Origin of the sequence: Saccharopolyspora sp. ASAGF58, from assembly GCF_012277335.1 — a bacterium.
Classification (GTDB): Bacteria; Actinomycetota; Actinomycetes; order Mycobacteriales; family Pseudonocardiaceae; genus Saccharopolyspora; species Saccharopolyspora hattusasensis.
In genome coordinates this window covers 6873398-6900170 of the sequence record NZ_CP040605.1, presented here as the reverse complement: position 1 = coordinate 6900170, position 26773 = coordinate 6873398, and the positions used below count along the sequence as shown (strand labels likewise).

General features: G+C 68.5%; 27 protein-coding genes, 3 pseudogenes and 1 riboswitch. Of the genes and pseudogenes, 17 read left to right on the top strand and 13 right to left on the bottom strand.

What is annotated here, in order from left to right:
* Positions 1 to 99: 99 nt before the first annotated feature.
* The 3 genes from FDZ84_RS32470 to FDZ84_RS32460 all read left to right on the top strand — a co-directional run bounded on the left by FDZ84_RS32470 (position 100) and on the right by FDZ84_RS32460 (position 3643).
* The gene (locus tag FDZ84_RS32470) at positions 100 to 1755 is read left to right on the top strand and encodes an AMP-binding protein (RefSeq protein WP_168590517.1); all 1656 of its coding nucleotides are present in this window, start codon (positions 100 to 102) and stop codon (positions 1753 to 1755) included.
* An 83-nt stretch (positions 1756 to 1838) separates the two neighbouring features.
* Positions 1839 to 2123, top strand: a complete 285-nt coding sequence (locus FDZ84_RS32465) for a DUF1540 domain-containing protein (protein WP_168588960.1) — start codon at positions 1839 to 1841, stop codon at positions 2121 to 2123.
* Between the two features lie 98 nt (positions 2124 to 2221).
* Complete coding sequence (locus FDZ84_RS32460; RefSeq protein WP_168588959.1) at positions 2222 to 3643, top strand: selenium-binding protein SBP56-related protein; 1422 nt, start codon at positions 2222 to 2224, stop codon at positions 3641 to 3643.
* Positions 3644 to 3815: 172 nt separating this feature from the next.
* Here FDZ84_RS32460 and FDZ84_RS32455 read toward each other — a convergent pair whose 3' ends face one another.
* From FDZ84_RS32455 to FDZ84_RS32440, 4 genes are read right to left on the bottom strand one after another with little or no spacing between them, the layout of a single operon-like run.
* A complete protein-coding gene (locus FDZ84_RS32455) occupies positions 3816 to 4238 on the bottom strand; it encodes a hypothetical protein (RefSeq protein ID WP_168588958.1) in 423 nt (140 codons plus the stop codon).
* Positions 4238 to 4534 carry a YbaB/EbfC family DNA-binding protein gene (locus FDZ84_RS32450; RefSeq protein ID WP_168588957.1) on the bottom strand — a complete coding sequence of 99 codons (297 nt, stop codon included), beginning with the start codon at positions 4532 to 4534 and terminating at the stop codon, positions 4238 to 4240. Before FDZ84_RS32450 ends, FDZ84_RS32455 begins: the two co-directional genes overlap by 1 nt.
* On the bottom strand, positions 4534 to 5598 hold the full coding sequence (locus FDZ84_RS32445; protein WP_168588956.1) for a CHAP domain-containing protein: 1065 nt from the start codon (positions 5596 to 5598) through the stop codon (positions 4534 to 4536). Before FDZ84_RS32445 ends, FDZ84_RS32450 begins: the two co-directional genes overlap by 1 nt.
* A gap of 15 nt (positions 5599 to 5613) precedes the next feature.
* Positions 5614 to 6363 carry a transglycosylase SLT domain-containing protein gene (locus FDZ84_RS32440; protein WP_168588955.1) on the bottom strand — a complete coding sequence of 250 codons (750 nt, stop codon included), beginning with the start codon at positions 6361 to 6363 and terminating at the stop codon, positions 5614 to 5616.
* Between the two features lie 820 nt (positions 6364 to 7183).
* Here FDZ84_RS32440 and ahcY point away from each other — a divergent pair.
* Both ahcY and FDZ84_RS32430 read left to right on the top strand, forming a co-directional pair.
* The gene (gene ahcY / locus FDZ84_RS32435; RefSeq protein ID WP_168588954.1) at positions 7184 to 8644 is read left to right on the top strand and encodes an adenosylhomocysteinase; all 1461 of its coding nucleotides are present in this window, start codon (positions 7184 to 7186) and stop codon (positions 8642 to 8644) included.
* Between the two features lie 124 nt (positions 8645 to 8768).
* Positions 8769 to 8954, top strand: a pseudogene (locus tag FDZ84_RS32430) (MmcQ/YjbR family DNA-binding protein); the annotation flags it as partial.
* 249 nt (positions 8955 to 9203) lie between these two features.
* On the opposite strand, the gene FDZ84_RS32425 reads toward FDZ84_RS32430, so the two are convergent.
* On the bottom strand, positions 9204 to 9980 hold the full coding sequence (locus FDZ84_RS32425; RefSeq protein ID WP_305852023.1) for an AMP-binding protein: 777 nt from the start codon (positions 9978 to 9980) through the stop codon (positions 9204 to 9206).
* 44 nt (positions 9981 to 10024) lie between these two features.
* On the opposite strand from FDZ84_RS32425, the gene FDZ84_RS32420 reads away from it, so the two are divergent.
* Positions 10025 to 10246 carry an aldehyde dehydrogenase family protein gene (locus FDZ84_RS32420; RefSeq protein WP_246868587.1) on the top strand — a complete coding sequence of 74 codons (222 nt, stop codon included), beginning with the start codon at positions 10025 to 10027 and terminating at the stop codon, positions 10244 to 10246.
* A gap of 16 nt (positions 10247 to 10262) precedes the next feature.
* The gene (locus tag FDZ84_RS32415) at positions 10263 to 11372 is read left to right on the top strand and encodes an NDMA-dependent alcohol dehydrogenase (RefSeq protein WP_168588953.1); all 1110 of its coding nucleotides are present in this window, start codon (positions 10263 to 10265) and stop codon (positions 11370 to 11372) included.
* A 75-nt stretch (positions 11373 to 11447) separates the two neighbouring features.
* On the opposite strand, the gene FDZ84_RS32410 is transcribed toward FDZ84_RS32415, so the two are convergent.
* Positions 11448 to 11996, bottom strand: a complete 549-nt coding sequence (locus FDZ84_RS32410) for a type 1 glutamine amidotransferase domain-containing protein (protein WP_168588952.1) — start codon at positions 11994 to 11996, stop codon at positions 11448 to 11450.
* 269 nt (positions 11997 to 12265) lie between these two features.
* Between FDZ84_RS32410 and FDZ84_RS32405 the strand changes: the two genes are divergently transcribed.
* Positions 12266 to 13249, top strand: a complete 984-nt coding sequence (locus FDZ84_RS32405) for a threonine/serine dehydratase (protein ID WP_246868586.1) — start codon at positions 12266 to 12268, stop codon at positions 13247 to 13249.
* A gap of 249 nt (positions 13250 to 13498) precedes the next feature.
* The gene (locus tag FDZ84_RS32400; protein ID WP_168588951.1) at positions 13499 to 13639 is read left to right on the top strand and encodes a hypothetical protein; all 141 of its coding nucleotides are present in this window, start codon (positions 13499 to 13501) and stop codon (positions 13637 to 13639) included.
* Between the two features lie 129 nt (positions 13640 to 13768).
* Here FDZ84_RS32400 and FDZ84_RS32395 read toward each other — a convergent pair whose 3' ends face one another.
* The 6 genes and pseudogenes from FDZ84_RS32395 to FDZ84_RS32365 all read right to left on the bottom strand — a co-directional run bounded on the left by FDZ84_RS32395 (position 13769) and on the right by FDZ84_RS32365 (position 17351).
* Entirely contained in the window at positions 13769 to 14647 is an 879-nt protein-coding gene (locus FDZ84_RS32395; protein ID WP_168588950.1) for a sigma-70 family RNA polymerase sigma factor, read from the bottom strand.
* Positions 14648 to 14930: 283 nt separating this feature from the next.
* Positions 14931 to 15557: a DNA-3-methyladenine glycosylase I gene (locus tag FDZ84_RS32385; RefSeq protein ID WP_168588948.1), complete on the bottom strand. Its 627-nt coding sequence runs from the start codon at positions 15555 to 15557 to the stop codon at positions 14931 to 14933.
* A gap of 129 nt (positions 15558 to 15686) precedes the next feature.
* Positions 15687 to 16034: an Ada metal-binding domain-containing protein gene (locus tag FDZ84_RS32380; protein ID WP_246868585.1), complete on the bottom strand. Its 348-nt coding sequence runs from the start codon at positions 16032 to 16034 to the stop codon at positions 15687 to 15689.
* A pseudogene (locus FDZ84_RS32375) lies at positions 16034 to 16249 on the bottom strand (2OG-Fe(II) oxygenase); the annotation flags it as partial. The gene FDZ84_RS32380 and the pseudogene FDZ84_RS32375, both read right to left, overlap by 1 nt.
* Positions 16240 to 16857, bottom strand: coding sequence for a methylated-DNA--[protein]-cysteine S-methyltransferase (locus FDZ84_RS32370; protein WP_168588947.1), 618 nt, complete (start codon positions 16855 to 16857; stop codon positions 16240 to 16242). The gene FDZ84_RS32370 and the pseudogene FDZ84_RS32375, both read right to left, overlap by 10 nt.
* Entirely contained in the window at positions 16854 to 17351 is a 498-nt protein-coding gene (locus tag FDZ84_RS32365) for an RNA polymerase sigma factor (RefSeq protein WP_168590514.1), read from the bottom strand. Before FDZ84_RS32365 ends, FDZ84_RS32370 begins: the two co-directional genes overlap by 4 nt.
* A 331-nt stretch (positions 17352 to 17682) precedes the next feature.
* Positions 17683 to 17847, top strand: a riboswitch (cobalamin riboswitch).
* Between the two features lie 151 nt (positions 17848 to 17998).
* Between FDZ84_RS32365 and metE the strand changes: the two are divergent.
* Positions 17999 to 20274 (top strand): annotated as a pseudogene (gene metE / locus FDZ84_RS32360) (5-methyltetrahydropteroyltriglutamate--homocysteine S-methyltransferase).
* A 50-nt stretch (positions 20275 to 20324) separates the two neighbouring features.
* Here metE and FDZ84_RS32355 read toward each other — a convergent pair.
* Positions 20325 to 22106 (bottom strand): ABC transporter ATP-binding protein, encoded by a 1782-nt coding sequence (locus FDZ84_RS32355; RefSeq protein ID WP_305852022.1) that lies wholly within the window; start codon positions 22104 to 22106, stop codon positions 20325 to 20327.
* 84 nt (positions 22107 to 22190) lie between these two features.
* Between FDZ84_RS32355 and FDZ84_RS32350 the strand changes: the two genes are divergently transcribed.
* From FDZ84_RS32350 to FDZ84_RS32320, 7 genes are all read left to right on the top strand, one after another.
* Positions 22191 to 22625 carry a MarR family winged helix-turn-helix transcriptional regulator gene (locus FDZ84_RS32350; RefSeq protein WP_168588945.1) on the top strand — a complete coding sequence of 145 codons (435 nt, stop codon included), beginning with the start codon at positions 22191 to 22193 and terminating at the stop codon, positions 22623 to 22625.
* 413 nt (positions 22626 to 23038) lie between these two features.
* Entirely contained in the window at positions 23039 to 23233 is a 195-nt protein-coding gene (locus tag FDZ84_RS32345; protein ID WP_168588944.1) for a hypothetical protein, read from the top strand.
* Between the two features lie 399 nt (positions 23234 to 23632).
* Positions 23633 to 23695, top strand: coding sequence for a hypothetical protein (locus FDZ84_RS41210; RefSeq protein WP_371812933.1), 63 nt, complete (start codon positions 23633 to 23635; stop codon positions 23693 to 23695).
* 458 nt (positions 23696 to 24153) lie between these two features.
* Positions 24154 to 24708, top strand: coding sequence for a TetR/AcrR family transcriptional regulator (locus FDZ84_RS32335; RefSeq protein ID WP_168588942.1), 555 nt, complete (start codon positions 24154 to 24156; stop codon positions 24706 to 24708).
* A 24-nt stretch (positions 24709 to 24732) separates the two neighbouring features.
* Complete coding sequence (locus FDZ84_RS32330; RefSeq protein ID WP_168588941.1) at positions 24733 to 25017, top strand: Ig-like domain-containing protein; 285 nt, start codon at positions 24733 to 24735, stop codon at positions 25015 to 25017.
* A 117-nt stretch (positions 25018 to 25134) separates the two neighbouring features.
* The gene (locus tag FDZ84_RS32325) at positions 25135 to 25506 is read left to right on the top strand and encodes a hypothetical protein (RefSeq protein WP_246868584.1); all 372 of its coding nucleotides are present in this window, start codon (positions 25135 to 25137) and stop codon (positions 25504 to 25506) included.
* Between the two features lie 382 nt (positions 25507 to 25888).
* Positions 25889 to 26752 (top strand): PaaX family transcriptional regulator C-terminal domain-containing protein, encoded by an 864-nt coding sequence (locus FDZ84_RS32320; RefSeq protein ID WP_168590513.1) that lies wholly within the window; start codon positions 25889 to 25891, stop codon positions 26750 to 26752.
* Positions 26753 to 26773: the final 21 nt, after the last annotated feature.

The following is a 26773-nucleotide window of genomic DNA, read 5'->3' as shown; positions in this document are numbered from 1 at the left end:
CCCTTCCGGGGGTATCGCGGCATGATGTGTGGCGCGGAGCATAGCCGCTGGCAATGCCGGGGCAAAGGAGCGCACGGCAGGAAGGGGCCTTCGGTGAGCATGGAGTCGAGCGCCGCAGCCAGGACAACACCGCAGCTGGAACGAGTCGCCGAGCTTCTCGCCCGGTTCGATTCGCCGGCAGCGTGCGCAGCCGAGCTGCTGTGCGATCAGCACCCCGCCGACGCCGTGGCCTGCACCGTCGTCGAGGCGGACCTGTCCAGCCGCGACCTCACCTACGGCCGGCTGCGCCGGGACTCGGCGCGGTTCGCCGCCGCGCTCGCCGACTTGGGCGTCGAGCCGGGTGACGCGGTCGCGGTGCTGATGGGCAAGTCGGCCGACCTTGTCGTGGCATTGCTGGGGATTTGGCGCCGCGGCGCCGTGCACGTGCCGCTGTTCACCGCATTCGCGCCGCCCGCCATCGCCCTGCGGCTGAACGCCAGCGACGCGCAGATCGTCGTGGTCGACGCGGATCAGCGCGCCAAGCTGGAGCCAGGCGAGGACATGCCCGCCGACGCGCCGTGGCGGGTCATCGTCGCCGGAGACGCCCCCGGCGAGCTGTCCTTCGCCGCGCTGCTCGACCGGTACAGCGGCGACGAGCCGACCGCGCAGCCGGCCCGCTTGGGCGGAGAGGGCGTCCTCGTACAGCTGTTCACCTCGGGCACCACGGGAACCCCGAAGGCGGTTCCGGTGCCGATCAAGGCCGTGGCCTCGTTCCAGGCCTACCTGGAGTTCGGGCTCGACGTCCGCGACGACGACGTGTTCTGGAACGCGGCCGACCCGGGCTGGGCGTACGGCCTGTACTACGCGATCCTCGGTCCCCTGGCCGCAGGCCGGCGCAGCATCCTGCTGCACGCTGGGTTCTCGGCCGAGCTGACCTGGCAGGTCATGCGCGAATTCGGCGTCACGAACTTCGCCGCCGCGCCCACGGTGTACCGCAGCCTGCGGACCGGCGCGGCCGCGGTTCCCGACGGGATCCGGCTCCGCCGTGCATCCTCGGCCGGGGAACCGCTGACCCCGGAGGTCGTGTCCTGGTCTAAAGACCAACTGGGCGTGACGGTGCGCGACCACTACGGCCAGACCGAGCACGGCATGGTCATCGTCAACGGCTGGGCCGACGGCGTTCGCCAGCCGGTCAAACCGGGGTCGATGGGCGCGGTGCTGCCGGGATGGTCCGCCGAGGTGCTGCACGACGACCGCGACGAGCCGGCGCCCCCGGGCACCGCCGGGCGCATCGCGCTCCGCGTCGCGGACAGCCCGCTCATGTGGTTCTCCGCCTACACCGACGCACCGGAGAAGACCGCCGAACGCTTCTCCGCCGACGGACGCTGGTACCTCACCGGCGACGCCGGGACGCGGGACGCCGACGGGGCGTTCTTCTTCTCCTCCCGCGACGACGACGTGATCATCATGGCCGGGTACCGCATCGGACCGTTCGACGTCGAGAGCGTCCTGGTGCGCCACGACGCGGTGGCGGAGGCGGCCGTCATCGGCGTGCCCGACGCGCTCCGCGGCGAGGTCCTGGAGGCCTACGTCGTGCTCCGCGCCGGGGCCACCGGGGACGACGCGTTGGTCGCGGACCTCCAGCAACTGGTGAAGCGCAAGTTCGCCGCGCACGCCTACCCGCGCGCGGTGCACTTCGTCGAACAGCTCCCGAAAACGCCGAGCGGCAAGATCCAGCGCTTCCTGCTGCGCCGGCAGCGCCGGGCCGACGGCTGACTTCGGCACCCACCGGATCTGATGCCGGGCCGCCGGGCCCGGCCCATCATGGTGGTTGTTGCCGATGAAATCAGGTGGGAATCATGGAAATGCCTCTGGTGAACAAGTGCACCGCCGATAACTGCGCGTTCAACCACGGCCAGAACTGCCATGCCCTAGCCATCACCATCGGCGATCCGCTCCGCGCGCAGTGCGACACGTTCTGCACCGCTCCGGTCGAAGGCGGCGTGCCGGACGTGGTCGGCCATGTGGGCGCCTGCAAGATGTCCGACTGCCGGTACAACAACCACCTCGAATGCCAGGCACCCGGCATCTCCGTCGGCTACGAGCAGGACATCGTGGACTGCCTGACCTACCAGCCCGCTTGAGCCGCACGCGTGCCGGTTCTTACGATGTGGAAAAGTCTCGACGCTCCGCTGTGCGTTCGAGACGCTGAGTGGCGAAACCGTTCTGTCGAGGGGACGAGATGAGTTCTCCAGCCGAACACGAGCTCGATCCAACCTTCTACCGCAGCCCGGGCGAAGCCATCGCCGCGCCCGCCGAACGACTGGCCTACGTCGTCGCGTTCGACCGTGCCGGTGAGCAGCCGGACGCGCTCACCGTCGTGGACACCGATCCGGAATCGGCGACCTACGGCCAGGTGGTCGGCTGGGCCGACCTGCCGACCCGGGGCGACGAACTGCACCACTTCGGTTGGAACGCGTGCAGCAGCGCGTTCGCCCACGCCGGCCACCACACCGACGGCCTGCAGCGCCGCTACCTGCTGCTACCCGGACTGCGATCGTCGAACATCCACATCTACGACACCCACCCAGATCCGAGGCAGCCGAGGCTGGTGCGGACCGTGGCGGCCGGCGAACTCGCTGCCAAGGCCGGCTACTCCCGGCCGCACACGCTGCACTGCGGCCCGGACGGGATCTACCTGTCCTGCCTCGGCGGCGCCGACGGGGCCGACGGGCCCGGCGGGATCGCGGTGCTCGACCACGACACGTTCGACGTCGTGCGCGCGTGGGAAACCGACCGGGGACCGCAGCACCTGGCCTACGACGCGTGGTGGCACCTCAACCAGAACACTTTGATCACCAGCGAGTGGGGCACGCCCTCGATGATCGAGGACGGGGTCGTCCCGGAACTGCTGCTGAACAACGAGTACGGCCACGCCCTGCACTTCTGGGACCTGGCCGAGGGGCGCCACCTCCAGCGCGTCGATCTCGGCGCGCAGCACCAGATGGTGCTGGAGCTGCGCCCGTCGCACGATCCCGGCGCCACCTGGGGCTTCGCCGGCGTGGTCATCAGCACCGAGGACCTTTCCGCGTCGGTCTGGCGCTGGCACCGCGAAGGCGGCGACTGGCAGGCGGAGAAGGTGATCAGCATCCCCGCCGAGCCCGCCCCCGCCGACGAGCTCCCGCCCGCGCTCAAGCCCTTCGGCGCGGTGCCACCGCTGGTCACCGACATCAACCTATCCGTCGACGACCGGTTCCTCTACGTCTCTTGCTGGGGCACCGGCGAGCTGAAGCAGTACGACGTCAGCGATCCGGCGCACCCCCGCGAGACCGGGTCGGTCCGCCTCGGCGGGATCACCGGGCGCGTCCCACACCCGGCCGCGCCGGACGAGCCGCTGACGGGCGGGGTGCAGATGGTGGAGGTCAGCCGCGACGGTCGGCGCATCTACCTGACGAACTCGCTGTACGGATCGTGGGATGACCAGTTCTACCCCGACGGCGTCGGCGCGTGGTTCGCCAAGATCGACACCGATCCGGAAGCCGGCGGTGGCCTGTCGGTGGACGAGCGCTTCTTTCCGCGCGGCGACGAATTCCGCGGGCGGCGGGTCCACCAGGTGCGCCTCCAGGGCGGCGACGCCTCCTCGGACTCGTACTGCCAAGCCTGACCCCGTTCCCCCGGGACGACCAAGCAGGACAAGGATGTTGCCCCGGAAATGACCGCTGCATTCGCCGTCACCTGGGACTACCGCTGCCCGTTCGCCCGCAACGCGCGGGCGCCCCGCTGCGGCGTGTCCCCGGCGACCGGACCGGCCAGCGGTCGGGTCGCCGGGGGAGCGGTCACCAGGTTTCCTTCTTAGTGCTGCCCCAGTGGACGTCCTCGTCGTCCCAGGTGACAGGTCGCGAGGGCGGTTCCGGCGCGGGTTGCCCGGCTTCGCCCTCGATGCTGATCAAGTAGTCGCCGACCACGGCCGCGACCTCCGCGCCGCACCCGGCCTGGATCGCGAGCATGCCCTGCCGCAGGGAGTCCGTGCCCGCTTCGTTGCTCAGCCGGGAGATCTCCGCGGCCAGCCCCGCGGGGCCCAGCGCGAGCGCCCGGTCGTCGAGTTCGAGTCCGACCAGCATCCCCTGCAAGTCCACCGCCAGCGAAACGCCTTCACCACGCGCGGTTCCGCGAACGGCGTCCAAGCCCGCGGCGAGCCCGTTCGTCCGGGGCATCCCCTCGGCGATCTCGATCAGTTCGTCGATGCTGCGTTCGTCCATCAGCGCCTCCAGGCTTCTGCTGCGGCTGTGTCGTCGGTGCCGGCGTCCGCGTCGTCCTGGGGGAGCCCTAACGCGGCCAGGACGTCCGGGTGCAGCTCGCCGGACTCCTCGCGGATGGCTTCCCCGGCCGTCCGGTTCGCCTTTGCCGCCGCAGCCCGGACCAGCGCCTCGATCGTGGCCGCGAGCCGCGCGGCCCCGAGCTCCAGCGCCTCGGGGGCCAGTTCCAGGGACTGCAGCGCGCCACCGGGGACGACCTCGACCGAAACCCCATTGCGCTGCGCACGTCCGATGATCATCACTTCGGATGCACCCCTCCGTAGAACCGGTCGGCGTCCTTGGGCAGCGTGTAGGTGCGACGGGCTACCTGATCGCTGGAGTTGCCCTCGATCGTGGTGATCTTGTTGCCCTCGACCTTCTCGATGAGCCCGATGTGCTCGCTCTGGCCATGACCGGAGCCGGTGCCGAACAGCAGCGCGTCACCGGGCTGGGCGTTTTTGAGCAGGTCGCTCTGGCCGTAGGCGGTGCCCTGCTGTTCGCCCCATTTGTAGACGTCCCCGGTGTAGCCGTATTTCGGGATGTCCACGCCGGCCTCCCGCCACATCGAGGTGGCGAAGTAGGAGCACCAGGGCTGCCCGGTCGGGCCCCACTTGTTCTGGTTGTCCGGGCCCTCGTGGTAGCCGATGTGCTTGCGGGCGTTGTCCAAGATCTCGTCGGCTTTGCCGGAGCCCTTGCCCTTGCCGGGGCCGCCGTCGCCTCCATTGGCGCCGTCTTCGCCCGGCTTGCGCGGCTGCTTCTCGGGATCGGCGACGCCGTCGGAGTCCACTTCCTCCAGCAGCGCGCGCAGTTTCCGCGCCGCCTCTGCCATCTCGTCGCGAGCGTCCTTGAGCTCGCCGCCGGACTGCTTGATGTATCCGCCCGCGAGGTCGGCGACCTCGGCCACCGCCCGCATCAGTCCCGCCGGTGCCGCGACTCCGGCGACGGCCATCCCGGCCTGGATGACCTGTCCTGCCTTGGCGATGAAGTCCTCGACGAGCGACCCGACCGCGCTGTGCCGGCCGTCCAGCGCCTTTGTGACTTCCGCGACGATCTTGGCGCCCTTGGCGCTGGCCTCTGCGGTCGCGGTGAGGTCCTGGTCGAACTTCGTCGCCTTCTTCTGGAAACCATCCGTGGCCTTGCTCTCCCAGTTGCTCAGCAGCTGGCCGGCGGCCTTCTGATGCGTCTCGCGTTGTTGCTGGATGGCGTTGGCCGCCGACTCCAGGGCGGCCTGCGCGCGCTGCACCTCGCCCGCCTTGCCTTCGAGCTTTCCCTGGTGAGTGAACAATTCGCTGGCGAATCTCGATGCGATGCCATCAACATCCACTTCGGGCTCCTCGGATCAAGTCAGGAGTTTCTTGAGCTCTCTGGCGGATTCCTCGTCGATGTCCCGGTAGGCTTTCGCGGCGTCGGTCGTTGCCGCTCCCAGCTTGCGCGCGTTCGCCCCGGTCGCGTTGACCTGCTTTTCCAGGCTCTTGCTGAAATCGCCCAGGGCGGCGGAGAAGCCGGTTTCCTGGCCGACCTTGCCGAAGCTGTCGTTGGCGATGCCGGTCACGGAGTGCACGGTCTTCTTGCCGGTGTTCGCCAGCTGCTCGGCGATGTCGTCGGCTTCCCTGGTGTAGGCGAGGAGATGGTCCGGGGCCACCTTGAATCCGTCGCCGCCGGGCTTGCCCCCACCACCGTCAGGGGAGCCCTCCGGCGCCTTGGTCTTGCCGCCGTTGCTGGTGACCGCCTTGGCCGCCGCCTCGGCTTCGTCGAGGTGCTTCTTGTAGGCCCCGTTGGTGTAGGTCGACCAGGGGTCGAACGACTTGCCGTGGTTGGAGATCGCGTAGGCGGCCTTGGCGTTCTCGTCCGGATCGAACAGGTCCTTGTTCGAGTCGAGCCCGAACTGCTTGCGCCGCTCCGGGCCCATGTCCCCGAGCATGTTGACCTGCCACAGACCGTAGGAGTCGTCCGGCGGGGTGGGGTTGTGGGAGCGGGGGTTCCCGCTGGACTCCGCGAGAGCAACCGCCACCGATGTGGTCAGGGCCTTGCCGCGGAAACCGGCATCGTAAGCATGCTGGGCGATCTGCTCCGCTGTTAGTTCGCTCACGCGGGCAGTATGGTCGCGAACTCGTCGCCGTTGACAAGTTTGCCCTGCACATAGCCCTGATGGACTAGCGTGACGGCCCTTGCTCCGACGACTGGCGCAATGCCTCGCAGGCATTGGAAGCATCGCCCTGGGCGTGCACGGATCGCGCGGAGATCGGCGTGAAAGCTGAATCCACGTCGCCGCCCGGGGCGATTTTCGACCGACGGCACGGCACCACCGCGCTCTTGAGATCTGTAGCCGACATGCGCAGGCCAGCGGCCACTGGCCGTGGCTTGCTCGCAGGTGCTCTGGTCGAGGGCGGCGCAGGGGAGTGGTGGGGTTGGTGGGACGTGACCTCGGTGGTGTGGCCAGTGTGGCCGGTGTGGCCTGGTACTGTTCGGTGGCTCTTGGTCGAACCCGGACTGACGTGCGCTTTCGCGCATGTGCTGGGGTGGGTTGGAGCCGTGTTGACAAACACCCGGGGCGGTTCCAGAATGTCGTCACGCCGGGTTTGACCGACACGATGCGCCGGCACGGCGCAACCGCGGGCTGAGAGGCGCTGCAACGGACGTTTCGTCCGCCACGCTCAGCAGGCGGCTCAAGGACCACGGTAAGGGCGCCTCCTGCGGGAGGCGCCTTTTTTGATGAGTGGCTTGAGATTCCGGCCCCGGAACGGCCCTTCGCGTTCAATGTCCGATTGAAGCCGGGCCGCATCGAATCCGTCTGGTGGGGCACCTCGGTTGGCGCGCACATGCCTGAGCACAGGGGTTGCCGGACGGTCCGGGCGTTCCACTTTGGATGGTCGTGTCCGAATGAATAGTTCTGCAAGGGAAAGGTAGTCATGAGCGTCGAGTTGCAGAAGGTCAACGGCCTGGAGTTCGCTGTCCGGGATCTGGGGTTGGCTGAGGCCGGGCGGCATCAGATCCGGTTGGCTGAGCATGAGATGCCGGGTTTGATGGCGACGCGTGAGGAGTTCGCGGCCTCGCAGCCGTTGAGGGGTGCGCGGATCGCGGGTTCGTTGCACATGACGGTGCAGACGGCGGTGTTGATCGAGACGCTGGTCGCGCTGGGTGCCGAGGTTCGGTGGGTGTCGTGCAACATCTTCTCGACCCAGGACGAGGCCGCCGCTGCGGTTGTGGTGGGTCCGGACGGGACGCCGGAGGCGCCTGCGGGTGTGTCGGTGTTCGCGTGGAAGGGTGAGTCGCTGGAGGAGTACTGGTGGTGCACCGACCAGTTGTTCCAGTTCGGTGGTGGTGAGGGTCCGAACATGATCCTCGATGATGGTGGTGACGCCACGCTGTTGGTGCACAAGGGTGTGGAGTTCGAGGCTGCCGGGGTGGTGCCGCAGGCTGGAGATGATGACCCGGAGGAGTACAAGGTCATCCTGGAGACGCTGCGTGCCAGCGTCGCCGTGGACGGCAAGCGGTTCACGAAGATCGCCGGTGCGGTCAAGGGTGTGACCGAGGAGACCACGACCGGTGTGCACCGGCTGTATGAGCTGGCCAAGACCGGGGATCTGTTGTTCCCGGCGATCAATGTCAATGACTCGGTGACGAAGTCGAAGTTCGACAACAAGTACGGGTGCCGGCACTCGCTGATCGATGGCATCAACCGTGCCACGGATGTGCTCATCGGCGGCAAGGTCGCGGTGGTGTGTGGTTACGGCGACGTGGGTAAGGGCTCGGCGGAGTCGCTGCGGGGCCAGGGTGCGCGGGTGATCGTGACCGAGATCGACCCGATCTGCGCGTTGCAGGCGGTGATGGACGGTTATCAGGTGACCACGCTGGAAGATGTCGTGGAGATCGCTGACATCTTCGTCACGACGACGGGGAACTTCGACATCATCACCGCCGAGCATATGGGGCGGATGAAGCACCAGGCGATCGTGGGCAACATCGGTCATTTCGACAACGAGATCGATATGGCGGGGTTGGAGAAAACGCCTGGTGTCCGCAAGCAGGAGATCAAGCCGCAGGTCCACGAGTACGTGTTCGAGGACGGGCATTCGATCATTGTGTTGTCGGAGGGCCGGTTGCTGAACCTGGGCAACGCCACCGGGCACCCCAGCTTCGTGATGTCGAACTCCTTCACCAACCAGACGATCGCGCAGATCGAGTTGTTCACCAAGCCGGGGGAGTACGACAGGCAGGTGTATGTGCTGCCCAAGCACCTGGACGAGAAGGTGGCCCGCCTGCACCTGGACGCTCTGGGTGTGAAGCTGACCAAGCTCTCCAAGGAGCAGGCCGCCTACATCGGTGTCGACGTCGACGGCCCCTACAAGCCCGACCACTACCGCTACTGATCGAACTCCCCGGAACCCGCCGCAGCGCCGCCGCGCCTGCGGCGGGTTCCGCGTTCAAGCCGCGCCATTTATTGCTTATAGTCACTATCCATTCAGTATTGACCGAAATTATTGCTCGTCGCAACACCCGGCCATCACGCCCGGCTACCACCTCAACAAGCGACACTGGAACACAGTCGTCGTGGACGCTTCCGTGCCCGATCAGCTCGTGCTGGACATGATCGAGGATTCCTACGATCTCGTCGTCGCAGGCTTGCCGAAGCGCGAGCAGGAGAAGTTGCGCTGGAGCGCGCTCAGCCGCGAGGAGTGATGTATCTTCACCACTCGATTCGCCGGAGTTTCTCCGCCCGCCGCACCAGGTTCATCCGAAGTGCCCGTCCAGGTCAGGTCCGCGCAGTCGGCTGCCAGGCCGCAGGCGTAGCCTCAGTGGGCCCCTGGACGAGCCCGCCCTGGCGGCGCCAGTCGATCTTGAAGCGAGAAATCCGGCGACGAGGCGACGACGGATCCGCGCGCGAAGCCATGCGTCAGCCGGAACTGACGACCGGCTCCTACCCTTCGCTCATCGCTGCTCGTCGAGGTTGAGGAGTTTTTCGGCGGTCTGGCGCATTTCGACCTTGCGGATCTTCCCAGTCACCGTCATGGGGAACTCGGCCACGATGTGGACGTAGCGGGGGATCTTGTAGTGTGCGAGCTTGCCGGTGCAGAACTCCCGCAGGGCCTCCGCGGTCAGGGCCTCGGCGCCCTCGCGCATGCGGATCCAGGCCATCAGCTCCTCGCCGTAGCGCTGGTCGGGGACCCCGATGACCTGGGCGTCGAGGATGTCCGGGTGGGTGTAGAGGAATTCCTCGATCTCGCGGGGGTAGATGTTCTCGCCACCTCGGATCACCATGTCCTTGATCCGGCCGGTGATGCTGACGTAGCCGTCCGCGTCCATCACCGCAAGGTCGCCGGTGCGCATCCAGCGGAGGTCGAAGGAGTCGAAGTCCGGGTGGTCGAGCTCGGCGATGAACATCGTCGGTACCCCGTACAGCGACGTGCACCGCTCCACCGCGACCGCCGCCAGCGACGCGGCGGGGCGGACCTCCGCCACCATCGCGGCGTAGTCGGAGGATTTGAACGACTGGGCGGAGACCAGCAACCGGACCCCGGCCTGGTTCAGCACGTACTCCAGCTCGTGCACCCGGTACGCCGGGTTGATGTTGACCAGGATCGCGCCGATCTTCGCCGTGGCGTACTGGATCAGCGTCCACTCCGCCCCGTTCGGCGACCCGCGTGGCGGAAGCTTGCCGAAACGCTCGCCGCGATCCGCATAACCGCGACTGGTTTTCTGGAGCACCCAGGCACCGCAGGGACAACCGGTACTGGTCCTCGGATGCCCGGGTGATCGCGCGGCCTCGGGGCCCACCTTCGACCCGGGACACCTCAAAGGCGCACCGGGTCGCCATGCGGCTCAAGGCGGGTTCTGTTTGGATCAACCAGTACAACGGGTTCGACACCGCGCTTCCCTTCGGAGGTTTCAAGCAGTCCGGTTGGGGGCGAGAGTTGGGGCCGGACTCGATCGACCTCTACACCCAGACCAAAGCAGTCAGCGTGGCGCTGTGATCGGAGGAATTCGGACGTGAAGACCAAGGCAGCGGTCCTGCGGGAAGTGGGCAAGCCGTTCGAGATCATCGAGCTGGACCTGGACGGCCCGGGGCCAGGCGAGGTCCTGATCAAGTACACCGCGGCCGGGCTCTGCCACTCAGACCTGCACCTCACGAACGGCGACCTGCAGCCCCGGTATCCGATCGTCGGTGGGCACGAGGGCGCCGGCGTCATCGAGGAAGTGGGGCCCGGTGTCACTAAGGTCAAGCCCGGCGACCACGTGGTGTGCAGCTTCATCCCCAACTGCGGCACCTGCCGCTACTGCTCGACCGGTCGGCAGAACCTGTGCGACATGGGCGCGACGATTCTCGCCGGGTCCATGCCCGACGGGACGTTCCGCTTCCACGGCGAAGGCCAGGACTTCGGTGCCATGTGCATGCTGGGCACCTTCTCCGAACGGGCGACGATCTCGCAGCACTCGGTGGTCAAGGTGGACGATTGGCTGCCGCTGGAGACCGCGGTGGTGGTCGGCTGCGGGGTGCCCAGCGGTTGGGGCACCGCGGTCAACGCCGGCAGCGTCCGGGCCGGTGACACCGTGATCATCTACGGCATCGGCGGGCTGGGCATCAACGCCGTGCAGGGCGCGGTTCAGGCGGGGGCCAAGTACGTGGTCGTCGTCGATCCCCTGGGGTTCAAGCGGGAAACGGCGTTGAAATTCGGTGCCACGCACGCGTTCGCGGATGCCGACGAGGCCCAGGCGAAGGTCACCGAGCTGACCTGGGGTCAGGGCGCGGATGCGGCGCTGATCCTGGTCGGGACGGTCGACGAGACCGTGGTGTCGAAGGCGACCGCGGCGATCGGCAAGGGCGGCACCGTCGTCATCACCGGCCTCGCCGATCCGGCGAAGCTCACGGTGCACGTCTCCGGCGCGGACCTGACGTTGAACGAGAAGACCATCAAGGGCACGCTCTTCGGCTCGTCCAACCCGCAGTACGACATCGTGCGGCTGCTGCGCCTCTACGACGCCGGGATGCTCAAGCTCGACGAGCTGATCACGACGCGCTACACGCTGGAGCAGGTCAACGAGGGCTACCAGGACCTGCGCGACGGCAAGAACATCCGCGGTGTGATCGTGCACGACTGATCCGTCTGCCGGCGCCCGCGGCTGCTTCGCACCAGAAGCACCTGCGGGCGCCGCAGTTCGTCCGAACGGCAGCGATCAGGTGCCCTGGGCGAAGGTTTCGACGATCTTGTTGTTGAACGCGGGCAGGTCGCGCGGGCTGCGGCTGGTCACCAGCCCGTGGTCGACCACGACCTCCTCGTCGACGACCTCGCCGCCGGCGTTGCGGATGTCGGTGCGGATGCTGTGGAACGACGTCAGCTTGCGGTCCCGCACCACGTCGGCCTCCACGAGCGTCCAGGGCCCGTGGCAGATCGCGCCGACCGGCTTGCCCGAGTTCACGAAGCTCCGGACGAACTCCACCGCGCGTGCGTCGCGCCGGAGGTTGTCCGGGTTGATCGTGCCGCCGGGCAGGATCAACGCGTCGTAGTCGTCGGCCGAGGCCTCCGAGATCTCCCGGTCGACGGTGAACCGGTCGCCGGGGTTGATGTCGTGGTTCATCGCCTGGATCTGGCCTGCGTGCACCGAAACCAGCTCGGCCTCGGCGCCGGCCTGCTCCACGGCTTGGCGCGGCTGTTCGAGTTCGACCTGCTCGACACCGTCGGCGGCGAGGATGGCCACCCGGCGGCCGCGCAGTTCGTTCGCCATGTCCGATCACCTTTCCCGATGTGGATCTGCAGCGAGATTTCTGGCACCGGCTCGACTCGCGGGTACCGGCCAGTTCCAGGGTGCGCCGCCGTGTCCGGCACGCAACTCGGCGACGCCGCCGTTGCGGACTGACATCGGCGGACAGCCACCTGGCAAGCGCACCTGCACGCGGTATCGACTGTAAATCACCGACCTACTGGGGAATGAGTGATTTCCTCGCAATGCGCAGCCTCCGGCAGCCGATGGGAGCCGTCGTCTAACGTGCAGATGTGACTGCTACTGAGGCAAGCGGGTTGGTCGGCATCGGGAACATCGAGGCAGCGGCGGAGAGCATCGCAGGACACGTCGTGCGGACTCCGACGGTGCCCAGCCCGGGCCTCACCGAGCTGCTCGGGGCGCCGGTCACCGCGAAGCTGGAACTGCTGCAGCGCACCGGCTCCTTCAAGGTGCGTGGGGCGACGGCGAAGCTAAAGGCGCTGAGCGAAGCCGAACGCGCGGCTGGGGTCGTCGCGGTGAGTGGCGGGAACCACGGGATCGCCCTCGCGGTCATGGCCGGTGCGTTGGAGATCAAGGCGACCGTCGTCATGCCGCGCTCGGCGCCGGCTCGCGCCGTCGAGGTCGCTGAGGCGGCCGGTGCCTCCGTTCGAGTCACCGACGACATGGCTACGGCGTTCGCGCTGATGACGGAGTTGCAAGCCAGCGGGCTCACCCTCGTGCACCCGTTCGACGATCCAGTTGTCATCGCAGGTCAGGGCACGGTCGGCCTGGAGTTCGCCGACGACGCGGATGACGTCACCGATGTGCTGGTGAGCATCGGTGGCGGCGGTCTGATCGCCGGTGTCGCAGCGGCGCTACGCGCGCGACGCCCCGATGTGCGGATCTGGGGGGTGGAAACCCGCGGTGCGCATGCCATGTCCGAGGCGCTGGCAGCCGGCGGTCCGGTGCCGGTCGAGCTGTCGTCGGTGGTGTCCACGCTCAGCGCCCCGGCGGTCTCGCAGCTGACCTACGACCACGTGTCCACATTGGTCACCGATGTCCTGGTGGTGTCCGACGCCGAAGCGGTGCAGGGGACCCTCGATCTCGCCAACCACGCGAAGGTCTGGGCCGAGCCCGCAGCAGGATGCCTCCTCCCGGCCGCCCGGCGCGTGCTGGCGGAGGTCGGGGCCGATGCAAAGCTCGGCCTCGTGGTCTGCGGCGGAAATGCGACGACCGCGGACGTCACTACCTGGGCGGACCGCTTCGGCCTGAGCTGACCCCGACCCGTCGGTCCACAGTGGAGCAAGCTAACAGGGTTCCCGGGTGGCCGCGGCGGCTCGCCGCTGCCCGAACTCTGGGTACCCGGGCGTGCCGAGCGGTGCTTTCCGCACCGCGGATGCGGAGGGGGCTGTGATGAACGAGCGGTCATGGGGGCGGGCGGGTGCGGCCAGCGGGCAGGTCGCCGCCGTGTTGTTACTGGTCAGCGTGCTCCTCAATCCCTCGCCGCCGCCCAGCGACGAGGCGGCATGACCTTTTTCTACGTTGCCGTGCACCGCTCGACCGTGTTGCTGGCGGCGTTGCTCATGACAGTTGCCGCCGTGGTGTTCCTGTGCGCGGCTCCGTTGATCCCGAGCAGCGCACGGGCCACGATCAGCATCTCCCGGTAGTCGTCGGTTCAACCGAGAAGCTAGACGCTTGACCAAACTGGAGATCAATGGATCGTCAAGAGCCGGTAAGGAAGATCGTGCTCGGAGTCCGTCCGGGATGGGGATGTTGGGCCTTGGTGCACGTTGCATTCAGTCGTCGAGGAACGTCAGGTCGAGGTCGCGGAGGCGGTCCGGGTCGGCGAGGATGTCGAGCGCCACGACCTTTCCGCGGGCGACCGTGAACGCCGTGAGCGAGATTGGTCGGCCTTCCGAGATCGCAACCGCCCCGGGTGCGCCGTTGACGATCGCGGGTCGGGTCAGCTTGGCGATCTGCGAGAAGATGATCGCGCCCCCCGCCACCGCCTTCGCACCGCGCCGGGTGGTGTTCGGGCTCAGCGAGCCGCCGTCGGTGCGCACCACGACGTCTGGGTCGAGGACCGCGAGGAGAGCATCGAAATCCCCGGCGCGCGCGGCCGTGAGGAAGGCGTCTACGACTTCGCGCTGCTGGGCCAGATCTGCGTCCGGGGCCGGAGCCGCGCCCTGCACCCGCCGGCGGGCCCGGCTGGCGAGTTGGCGGGTCGCGGGCGAGGTACGCCCGACGATGGGGGCGATCTCGTCGAAAGGCACCGCGAACATGTCGTGCAGCACGAAGGCGAGCCGTTCGGCGGGCGTGAGGGTTTCGAGCACCACCAGCAGTGCGAGGCCGATCGAGTCGGCCATCAGCGCCTCGTGCTCCGGGGTGATGTTGTCCGGGCTGCTGATGACCGGGTCGGGCACATGCGTGTCCAGCGGCTCCTCGCGGCGGGCGGTTCGCGCGCGGAGCATGTTCAGGCACACCCGGCCGACGACCGTGGTGAGCCAGCCGCCAAGGTTCTCGATCTCGTCGGTGTCGGAGCGGCTGAGCCTGAGCCAGGCCTCCTGGACCGCGTCGTCGGCCTCGCTCAGCGAGCCGAGCATCCGGTAGCCCACCGCCCGCAGGTGGTCGCGGTGGGCCTCGAATCGGCCCGCCAGAAAATCCTTTTCGTCCATCGGTCGCAGCCCTCCGTTGCGTCGTAAGGAGTGACCCGCCGGACTCGGCCGATGTGACACGCCTACACCGGCGACGCTTCCTGGCGGGCAGCGATCAGGCAACTGCGGGTGGAGAACCCGGCCGTGGTGCTCCCGGATGCCATGAAGGGCAGCCACCTGTCGAAAGGTCGCCGACGTCGGTGGTGTGCCACGGCGGTCCCGGAGTCGATCGGGCTGCGCACCAGCCGGATCAACGGTTGCAGCGCCTGCATCCAAGGCCACTTCCGGCGGCATCACCGCCCGGTCACGGATGCGGCCAGATACCGGAGGTGCCGCGGCGGTGGCTGTCGACGAGGTGCGTGTCGACCATGCCGATCGCCTCCATGAGCGCGAACATGGTCGTCGGGCCGACGAATGCGAATCCCTTGCCCCGCAGTGCTTTTGACAGCGCCACGGATTCCGGTGACGTGGTGGGGATCTCTGTGATCGTCCGCGGGCGTGGCGTGGTGTCCGGTTTGAACGACCAGACGAATGCTTCCAGACCGTCCTCGGCGCGCAGTTCGGTGGTCGCGCGGGCGTTGGTGATGGCTGCGCGGATCTTGGCTTTGTTGCGCACGATTCCTGAGTTGTCGAGCAGGCGCGCGACATCTTCCTCGGTGTAGGCCGCGACGGCGTCCGGATCGAAGTGGTCGAACGCTTCGCGGAAGAAGGGGCGTTTGCGCAGGATCGTCGCCCAGGAGAGCCCGGCCTGGAAGCCCTCCAGGCTGATCCGCTCGAAGAGGGCCTGTTCGCCGCGCACGGGCATGCCCCATTCGGTGTCGTAGTACTCGCGCAGCAGTGGATCGCGGGCCGCCCACGGCGGACGCGCCAACCCGTCCTCGCCGATCACGACCCCGGCGTCGGTCGTGGTGTCTGCCGCTGCGGGACTCAATGTCTCGCTCTCCTCGGGTTCTCGTGGTGTGCGACCGGTACCTGGCCGCAGGTGCTTTTGGGTTATACCAGCAGAAAGTGCTCAAGGGGTCGAATCGGTGCGGTGCAGGAGCATGGTGCGGACCACTTCTCAGGTGCCGCCGTCACGGGTTGCGCCGCGCAGCCCGTCGAAGGTTCCCACTCGCCGAGGGCGATCAGGTCCTCGGTGGCGAAGGCGGTGCCGATCGTGCGGGCCGTTCTTCCACTCCCGGTACCGATCGGGCAGGCACACCGCGCAGGGCCGGTAGCCGGCCGCACGTGCGGTGGCCTCGTCCGCGAAGAACACCCGGTGCGCCATGTAGCCTCCGTCGGCGATCGCGCGCAGCGCGGACGGGCAGTCGAGCCGCCCGTAGATCCTGCCGCGCCGGTATCCGCCGAGGCGACCTGGCGCGGCGCTTACGTACGGTCGCCCGTCGGCCCCGAGCAGCGTGTAGGTCATCAGGTCGCGTCGTGGAAGACCAGCCCCAGCGTGTGGCGCCGTCCGGAACGCACCGGCGAGACCCCATGCCGCACCGGAGACGCGGACCAGCCGCGCGCCGAGCGCACCGGCCGGTCGCGAGTGGTGAACGCCAGGCCGTGCCCCTGCGGGATCAGCGTTGCGGTGCCCCGGGACTGGGCGCGGGAGCGCTGCTCCACCAGCGTGCTCATGCTGCCTCCAGGTTCAGCAGGATTGCTTTGGCCTCCACGCCGCCGACGTATCCGCCCGAAGTGCCGTCCGAGCGCACGACGCGGTGGCACGGCACCACGACCGGCAGCGGGTTCGTCGCGCACGCGCTACCCACCGCGCGCACCGCCCTCGGGCTCCCTGCGACCGTGGCGACCTCGGCGTAGCTGGCGGTTCGGCCGTAGGCGATGTCGGGCAGGTGCGACAGCACGTTGAGCCGGAACCCGCGCGAGAGGCGCCAGTCCAGCGGCAGGTCGAAGGTGCGCCGCCGCCCGGAGAAGTACTGCTCGATCTGCCGGGCGACCTCGTCCAGCCGGTCCGGTGCCCGCAGGATGCGCGGGCTGATCGTCGCGGCCAGCGACGCCAGGACTTTGTCGTGCCCCTGACGGGCGAAGGCGACCCGCACCAGGCCGCGTTCGGTACCGGCCAGCAGCAGCTCGCCGACCGGAGTGTCCATCGTGCGGTAGGCGACGTCGAGCAGCCCTTCCCGCTTGGCCGCGTTCACCAGCTCGATGTGCAGCCGCTTGCTGGCGTCGAAGTCGATCGCCGGGAGCGCGTCGAACAGGTGCCTGTCGTCGTTTTCGTGGATCGTCATCATCGCGCTTCCCCTCCCACGCTCGTGGCATGTCTGTACGTCGTGCGCAGTGTCTTTATGCCGTCCGCCGCGGCCCGGCGGGCGGCATCGGTGCTGCCGCCGAGGATCGCGGCGATCTCGGCGTAGGGCAGGTCGGCCAGGTAGTGGTAGGCCACCGCCATGCGCTGCTTGGTGGGCAGCGCGCTCAGCGCCGCCCACAGGTCTCCGTCCCAGTCCTCCGGGCGGCCCGTGGTGCTGGGCCGCTCAGGCACGCGCTCGACCATCACCGGTCGGCGTGCCGTCGCCCGGGTGACGTCGACCGCCTTGCGGTGGGCGATCGTGACCAGCCAGGCCTCCACGTTCGCGTCTTCGGCGAGCTCCGGGTAGGCGCGCAGCGCGGCCAGGAACGTCTCGGACCAGGCGTCCTCGGCGTCGGCCGGTCCGAGCACGGCCCGGCACACTCGCAGCACCATCGGGCCGTACTCGTCAACGATCTGCTCGAACGGTTTCACTTTCACTCCCCGTAGACGGCCCGGCCCGTCGGAACGTGAGATGCGGATCCGGCCCACGCCGCGATCGTCACCCGCCCGGGGGCCCCGCCGGTCGCGCGCCGCGCCGGCCCGCGGCTCGGGCGTCGCGACCCCACGTGACGAGCCTCTCACCGACGGCGCGAGGGCGAGCCGGAAGGGCGTGTTCACCACGGAAGTCACCGGATGCGCGGTGGTCGTCCGGCACGGTCCGCGCATGCCCCGGGCCCTTGCCAACGGCTGCCCAGTCGGTAGCCTCCGTTGTGCTGGTGGTTCGTCCACCCGGATCGCGACGGGAGTCGTGGCCGCGGGCGGGCGAGGCAAGAGGGAATCCGGTGCGAATCCGGGACTGCCCCGCAGCGGTGAGTGGGAACGAACGCCGTCCCCGGTCCGAGACCGGGCACAGCACTGGGCATGCGTGCCTGGGAAGCGACGGCCAGTAGGAACCCCGGCGTCGGCCGGGACGTGCCCGCGAGTCCGAAGACCTGCCACCGGTGCGCGCACCCGGTGGTGCGCGCGGTCCGGGGTCTCGCGGGAGGACCTGGCGGACGACCGGTTCGCGCCGCGCGGCGTTGCCGGTTCGCCTGCGCCTTCCCAGACCTCGGGGCATCCGTCGTCGAGCTCGCGAGGAGAGGGCGTTGACCAGCAAGATCGGATCTACCGTACTCGGCTATCCCAGGATCGGCCCCAACCGGGAACTCAAGCGCGCGTTGGAGCGCTACTGGTCGTCCCGCATCGACGAGGCGGAACTGCGTGCGGTCGCGCGGGAACTGCGCGTCGACGCGTGGCGCGCGCTGCGGGACGCGGGCCTGGATTCGGTGCCGGGCAACACGTTCTCGTTCTACGACCAGGTGTTGGACACCGCGGTCACCTTCGGCGCGGTCCCGCCGCGCTTCGCCGGGCTCGGGTTGGGTCCGCTGGACACCTACTTCGCGATGGCGCGCGGGGTGGAATCCGCGCCGCCGCTGGAGATGACGAAGTGGTTCGACACCAACTACCACTACCTGGTGCCCGAGATCGGTCCGGACACGCGGTTCTCGCTGGCCGACCGCACGCCGGTGGAGCAGTACCGGGAGGCCGCGGCGGAGGGCGTGACCACCCGACCGGTGCTGGTCGGCCCGCTCACCTTCCTGCTGCTGGCCAAAGCCGCCGACGGGGCCCCCGAGTCGTTCCGGCCGCTGGATCGGCTCGACGGGCTGCTCGATGCTTACGCGGAGCTGCTGGGCGAACTGCGCCGGGCCGGTGTGGAGTGGGTGCAGCTGGACGAGCCAGCGTTCGCTGCGGACCGCACGCCGGACGAGCTCGATGCGCTGCGCGCCGCGTACCAGCGGCTCGGTGAACTGGAGGAGCGCCCGAACCTGCTGGTCGCGGGCTACTTCGGTGATCTCGGCGAGGCTCTGGGCGCGCTGGCGTCCAGCCCGGTCGAGGCGCTCGCCGTCGATCTCGTCGCCGGGAAGTCCACAGTGGCTTCGGTGTCGACGGTTCGGGGCCTGAGCGGCAAAACCCTGGTCGCCGGGCTCGTCGACGGGCGCAACGTCTGGCGCACCGATCTGGACAAGGCGCTTGCAACCGCAGCCACGCTGCTCGGCTCGGCCGACGAGGTAGCGGTCAGCACGTCGTGCTCGTTGCTCCACGTGCCCTACGACGTCGCGGCGGAAGCCGCCATCGATCCGCAGGTGAAGTCCTGGTTGGCGTTCGCCGCGCAGAAGGTTCGCGAGGTGGTCGTCCTCGGCCGTGCGCTGAGCGAGGGCCGCGACGCGGTGGCTGGTGAGCTGGCCGAGGCACGAGCCGCGATTGCCGACCGCGCCAGCGCGGACCGGGTCCGCAACCACCGCGTCCGGGCGCGGCTGCAGGCTCTGCGGCCGGAGTACTCGCAGCGCAGCGACTACGAGGCGAGGCGCGCCGCCCAGCAGAAGTCCTTGCGCCTGCCCGCATTGCCGACCACGACGATCGGTTCGTTCCCGCAGACCACGGACGTCCGCAAGGCGCGCGCCGCGTTGCGCTCCGGCCGCATCGACCAGGCGACCTACCGGCAGCGGATGCGGGACGAGATCGAGCGCGTCATCCGGCTGCAGGAGGAGATCGGGCTCGACGTCCTGGTGCACGGCGAACCCGAGCGCAACGACATGGTGCAGTATTTCGCCGAGAACCTGAACGGCTTCGCCAGCACCGACAACGGCTGGGTGCAGTCGTACGGATCGCGGTGCGTGCGGCCGCCGATCCTCTTCGGCGACGTTGCCCGCCCGAAACCGATCACTGTCGAGTGGACGAGTCACGCCCAGCGGTTGACCGAGAAACCGGTCAAGGGCATGCTCACCGGCCCGGTGACGATCCTGGCGTGGTCGTTCGTCCGCGACGACCAGCCGCTGGCGGACACCGCGAAGCAAGTCGCGCTGGCCATCCGGGACGAGGTGAACGACCTGGAAGCCGCCGGCATCCGGGTCGTCCAGGTCGACGAGCCCGCCTTGCGCGAACTGCTGCCCCTGCGCTCGGCACAGCACGCTGACTACCTGGACTGGGCGGTGACGTCGTTCCGGCTGGCGACCTGCGGCGTCGCCGAGTCCACCCAGATCCACACCCCCTGTGCTATTCGGAGTTCGGCGATGTGATCAACGCGATCGTGGCGCTGGACGCCGACGTCACCAGCATCGAGGCCGCCCGCTCGCGGATGGAGGTGCTGGCAGACCTCAACGCGGTCGGCTTCGGTCGCGGCGTCGGGCCCGGCGTTTACGACATCCACTCGCCGCGCGTGCCCGAGACCGCCGAGGTCGTGGATCTGTTGCGGGCCGCGCTCGCGGCCGTTCCGGCGGAGCGGTTGTGGGTCAATCCCGACTGCGGGCTGAAGACCCGCGGCTACGCCGAGGTCGAGGCGGCGCTGAAACACATGGTCGGGGCCATCGCCGAGCTGCGCTGACGGCGGACCCGCGGGCGGCGCGTGCGTCGAACAGGACTCCGGTCAGGTGTTCACGCGGCGGATGGGAGTTGGTCGTCGCGTCGGACCAGTGCCGCGTAGCGGCCGTCGGCGGCCAGCAGTTCGTCGTGCGTGCCGCGCTCCACGATCTGGCCGCCGTCGAGCACCACGATCTGGTCCGCGTGGCGCACGGTCGACAACCGGTGCGCGATCGTGATCGTGGTCCGGCCCGAGGACAGCTCGTCGAGAGCTTTCTGCACCGCGCGTTCGGTCCGGGTGTCCAAGGCGCTGGTGGCCTCGTCGAGGATCAGGATCGGCGGGTCGCGCAGGATCGTGCGGGCGATCGCGAGCCGCTGCTTCTCCCCGCCGGAGAACCTGTATCCGCGCTCGCCGACCAAGGTGTCGTAGCCGTCCGGCAGCTCGGCGATGTGGTCGTGGATCTTCGCCGCCTTCGCCGCGGCGACCAGTTGTTCGTCGGTGGCGTCGGGCTTGGCGAAGCGTAGGTTCTCGGCCACCGAGGCGTGCAGCAGGTAAGGCTCCTGGGAGACGACGCCGACCGCGGCGGCGAGCGTGTCGAAGCCGAGCTCGCGCACGTCGACACCGTCGATGCGCACCTGCCCGTCGGTGACGTCGTAGAGGCGCGGCACCAGGTAGCTGAGCGTTGTTTTTCCGGACCCGGTTTCGCCGACCACGGCGAGGCTGGTGCCGGCCGGCACGGTCACGTCGATTCCGGTGAGGGTTCCGTCGGTGCTCTCGGGAGAGTAGGCGAACGACACGTTCGCGAACCGCACTTCGCCCTCGATCGGCGACAGCCGCTCCGGCCGTTCCGGTTCGTCGATGTCGATCGGCAGGTCGAGGTATTCGAAGATGCGGCCGAACAGCGCCAGCGAGCTCTGCACGTCCACACCAGTGGACAGCAGCGACAGCGTCGGCCGGAACAGGGCCTGCTGCAAGGTTACGAAGGCGACCAGCGTGCCCAAGGTGATCAGCGGGACGCCGAAGGTGCTGGTGACGCCGGCCGCCCAGTAAATCAGCGCGGGCAGCGCGGTCATCACGATCTGGATGCTCGACATCCGCCACCGGCCCGCCATGCTGGAACTGACTTCGAGCCGGGCCAGCTCGGCCGACTCGGCGGCGAAAGCATCGGTGAGAGATTGCGCCCGGCCCATTGTGCGACCCAGCAGGATTCCGTTGACGGAAAGGGATTCCTGCACGCCGGCGGACATCGATGCGAGTTGACGCTGCCGCTTCGCGGTGATCCTCTTGCGTTCCCGGCCGATCCGGCGGCTGACCCACACGAACACCGGCAGTAGGGCCACCGACGCGATCGTCAGCCGCCAGTCCAACGCGACCATCGCAATCACGGTGGCCACCACGGTGGTGAGGTTGGAGACCAGCGAGGTGGCGGTGGACGTGACGGTGGCCTGCATGCCGCCGATGTCGTTGGCGATGCGGGATTGGATCTCGCCGGTTCGGGTGCGGGTGAAGAACGCCAGCGACATGCGTTGCAGCCGGGCGTAGACCGTGGAACGCAGGCCGTGCATCACGCTCTGCCCGACCTTGGTGGACAGGTACGTCTGCGCGACGTTGAACACGCTGGTCGCGACGGCCACGCCGATCATGCCGAGCACAAGTGCGGTCAGCAGGCCGAGCCGTTGCCGCGGGATGGCGACGTCGAGGACCTCGCGCAGCAGGAACGGCGACGCGACGGAGACCAGGGACGACGCGGCGACCAGCAGCGCGACGACCAGGAGCATGCTCCGGTGTGGGCGGAAGAGGCCGCCGATGCGGCGGAGCTGCGCGGGTGGGGGAGTGGTTTTCTCGGGCGCTGACATAGGCGGCTCCAGTGATGGCAGATGCGGAGACGCCTTCATATTTACCATAGCTCACTATTACTGTCACTCTGTTAAACTGGCCGGGTGGATGCCGGTGGTGAAGAAGAACGTCTCGGCGGGCTATTCCTGCGGCTCGCCAAGTCCGCGCACGTCCTGCAGCGGCGCGGTGCCGGGGATCTCGGGCTGACCCCGGCGCAGGCGCGTGCGCTGTCCGTGCTCGGCAGGTGTGAGACGCCGCCGCGCATGGCGGAGCTGGCGGAACTGCTGCACGTGGTGCCGCGAGCGGTGACGCCGATCGTCGACGCCCTCGAGGACGTGGGCTTGCTGCGGCGCGAGGTCGATCCCGGAAATCGCCGCTCCACCCTGCTGGAACTGACCGGGGAAGGCCGGAAGATGTGCAAGCGGCTGGCCGACATCCGCGCCCGCGCGGCGGCGCAGCTGTTTTCCCCGCTCACCGCCGAACAGCGGCAAACCCTGCTGGAACTGCTGGAAAAGGTCGACTCGGCGACGACGGGCTGACCGGCCGCGGCCGGACAAGACGGCCCGCGAGTCCGAACAGGACTCGTGGGCCGACGGTCGCTACGTCGAAGACGTCTACGTCGGCTGACACCGCCGGCGGCACCGCGGAGCTCCGCTCCGCCGTGCCGGGCGGGGTTCCTTCACGGGTGCCCGATTGCGTGGTGATGCCGACGAGCAGGCTGGTGAGGCCAGCACTTCCGGGTCAACGACCGGTGACCGCGCCGGTTACTGCGCCGGTTACTGCGCGAAATGGCGGGGAGGGGAGAGAGCCGTGATGGTGGCCATAGTGCGCACGTCGCGTGACCGTGGCAGTGGCGTTCCGTGTTCAGTCGCCATCGGAGGTCGCCTGATCGTGCAGAACTCGGCGGGAGCCGCGAGGATCTGGGGAACCGACGAGGAAAGGCGGAACCGGCATGGATGAGGAGACCCGCCACCGGCTGACGGAGGTGCGTTCGCTGGCCGAGGAACTGCACCCCGAGCAGATCGAGGCCGAGATCGGCCGCGCGCGGGTCGAGGCGTACCAGGAGGGCATGCGGTTCGCCGCCGACTACGTCGAGCACGGACCGCGGCGCAGCGAGCGCGCGGACATCCCGCTGCCCCGGAGCTGAGTGCTCCACAGTGGATTCTTGAGGGGCAGGGCACCTCTCCCTTGCTCAGGGAAATCGCGCCGGGGCTGCCAATCGGTGTGGTTCGCGGCTCGGCCTGTGTTGGGAAGAGGCAGCCTGGGGTTCTCGATCTCCGCGAGTCACAGTCTCTTGTGGATCGTTCCGGCGGCAAGGGGCGGATTCCCGGAGCAGGCTTGCCCGGACTGGTGGAGTGCGGCTCCGCTCCGGGGCGACGAGATGGAGCCGGACGCTGTTCGTTGGAGTGCCCGGCTCGATAACGTCGATGGGTTTCAGCGCCGGGACTCCGTGTTGGGGATGCCGTGGAATGCCCCGCGCAGGGCGAGGGAGCTCGCACCGCGGGTGGCCCAGAACGCCACGGCGATGTAGAGGACCTGTTCCGGAATGCGCTGCCACAGCGGGGACACAGGTTCGCCGGCGAGCATGACTTCTGCGCTGGTGGCGTAGATGTTCGCTGGCAGCAGCACGACGAACAGCAGCGCTAGGCAGTAGCCGGTCGCGCGGCGGGTCCAGGGGATGATCAGGCCCAGGGCACCGAGTAATTCCAGGACACCGGTGAGGTAGACCATCCCCGACGGGAACGGCACCGCGGGCGGCACCATCCGGACCAGGTCGTCGTGCGTCGGCATGACGGTGACGCCGGCCGGGGCGAAGTGCGCGCTGGCGGTCATGACGAGCATGATCGCCAGCGCGTGCGCCGCGGCGGCGGGCCAGGTGGCGAACCGGCGTACGCCGACGGCGCCGAGCCCGCGCAGTCCCAGGAGTGCGATGAGAAGTACGAGGAGTGTCATGACGGTTCCGATCTAGTCACTGTCAAGTTTTGCTCGAAGCTACCGAGTGCCTGGTATCTTGTCAACGACAAGTTCGCCTCCGGGTGCAGTCCACGTCTGAGCGAAAGGCCCGCTGTGAGCAAGATCGGATACCACCATGGGGACCTTCGCCGCACGATCGTCGCCGCCGCCGTCGAGGCCATCGGAGATTCGGGTCTCGACGGCTGGAGCCTGCGGGAACTTGCTCGGCGTGCCGGCGTCTCGCACGCTGCGCCCGCACACCACTTCGGTGACAAGAGCGGCGTGCTGACCGCCATCGCCGTCGAAGGGTTCACGCTGCTCGCCGACGCCCTCGAAGCGGCCGAACCTGACTTGCTCGACATGGGCCTCGCCTACGTTTCCTTCGCCGTGACCTATCCGGCCCACTTCGGCGTGATGTTCCAGCCCGGCCTCTACCGGGACGACGACGAGGCGGTCCAGAAGGCCGAGGCGCGCGCCGGTGACGTGCTGCGTGCAGGTGCGCGGGCCGTAACCGTCCCGCCGTCCGGCCCGGAGCACACCACCCTCGCGGCCTGGTCGATCGTGCACGGCTTCGCCAACCTGTGGCTCAGCGGCGCATTGCGGATGCCCGCCGACACGGATCCGGTCCAAGCAGCCCGGCCGGTCCTGCGCCGGCTCCTCGAACATTGAGGATGTGCGCGGACCCACACCCTCGTGGCCGCCAACGGAGATCGGCGCAAAGAAGTCCGCTTCGCCACGGACAACACCGGGCCGCAGATCTCCTCGATCAGTCCCGCCGATGGGTCGACGGTCTCGAGCGGACGGGTCGAAGTGACTGTGGCGGCACATGACGCCGTCTCGAACGTCGCGTCGACCACGGCGGTGCTCGACGGTACGAAGATCCCGGTACGGGACTCGTTCCCGGCCGAGGACATCCCGGCGGGCAAGCGCGGGTCGCGGGCTCGATGGCTGGATATCGGCAGCTCCCGTGGGTGTTGACGACATGCGATCTCGATGGGTCTGGAGTAGGCAGATCTCTTGGGGCAGCTGATGGACCACATTCGTCGACTGCCCCATTCGAACCGAAACTACGGGGGTTCAGAAATGACACGTCAGATGAGCACCGAGATGCAGCAGTGCATCGACATGTGCAACAAATGTCACGACAAGTGCGAGCAGATGTTGTCCCGCTGCATGGAGATGCGCAGTGAACAATCGATGCAGATGAGCATGATGTTGATGTCCTGCGCGGAAATGTGTCGCATGTGTGCGGACATGATGATGCGCTGTTCGAGCATGACGAAGGCCGGCGCGGACATGGTGCAGATGTGCGTACGGATGTGCGGAATGTGCGCCGACATGTGCGAGATGTCCGCCGACATGTGCAGGCAGACGGATGCCAAGGAGATGACCGAGCTGGCGGATCTGATGACGCAGTGCGCCGCCATGTGCCGTCAGGTGACGCCGCAAGCGATGCAGCCTGCGTGACCGGGCAGGACCACGTCCGCTGCCTCGTGCCTTCAGGGCGGAGGACGTGGTCCTTTACCCGCATGATTGCCCAGCACGTCATGGCTGCGGTGCAAACCCGCTCCGCCGACGCTACGCAGTGGCGTCGAGGGCTGCGCCCGGGTGTTCGGGTGGAGAATTCGACCGGGGAATGAGCGGGGCCGGGCGTGTTGCGGATTGCCTATCACCTCCTGCGGTGGGCCGTCTTCGACGACGACCCAACCGTCCATGACGGACCATGCGGGCCGGTACCTCGCGGGCGAAACCCACCTCGTTCGTGGGATTCGGCGACCGCGGTGGACCTGACACTGTGGATCGCGTCGACCTGCGCGACCACTGTTATCGTGTTTGCGTGACGACGGACATGGTGACGGACAGCGCCTCGGTGGGCGAGGCCGTGGTGGGCGAACTGACCGGCCGCGGCATGCAGCCCAGACAGCTGATCGTCACCGTCTACGGCTTGTACGCGCGGGCGGCCGGCGGCTGGCTGTCTGTGGCGTCGTTGGTGCAGCTGCTCGCCGATCTCGGCGTCGACGAGCCCGCGGTGCGCTCGTCGATCTCGCGGCTGAAGCGGCGCGGGATTCTGCTGGCCGAGCGGCGCGGCGGGGCGGCGGGCTACGAACTGTCCGGTGCTGCGCTGGAGATCCTGCGGGAAGGCGACGAGTGGATCTTCCGACCGGAGCGCGCCACCCTCGCCGGAGGTTGGGTGCTGGCGGTGTTCTCGGTCCCGGAATCCGAACGGCAGAAGCGGCACGTGCTGCGCACCCAGCTGACGCGGCTGGGCTTCGGCACCGCCGCGCCGGGGGTGTGGATCGCCCCGGCCGACCTGCGGGACGCGGCGAGCAGCGTCCTGCGGCGCTACGAGCTGGCCGGCTACGCCGATCTGTTCCACGCCGAGCACCTCGCTTTCGGCGATCTGCGGACCAAGGTGGCGCAGTGGTGGGACCTGGAGCAACTGCAGCAGCTCTACGGCGAGTTCATCGGGGTGCACCAGCCGGTGCTGCGGCGGTGGCGGCGTCGCCGGGCACCGCGCGGACCGGAGGCCTTCGCCGACTACGTGCGGGTGCTCACCGACTGGCGCCGATTGCCCTACCTCGACCTCGGGCTGCCCGCCGAGCTGCTCCCGAAGGACTGGAACGGGACGGTGGCCGCGGAGGTGTTCTTCACGCTGAAGTCCATGTTGGAGGAGCAGGCCCACGAGCACGTCGAAGCCGTCACGGCGCGCTGATCGGTTCGGCGGGGATCGCGG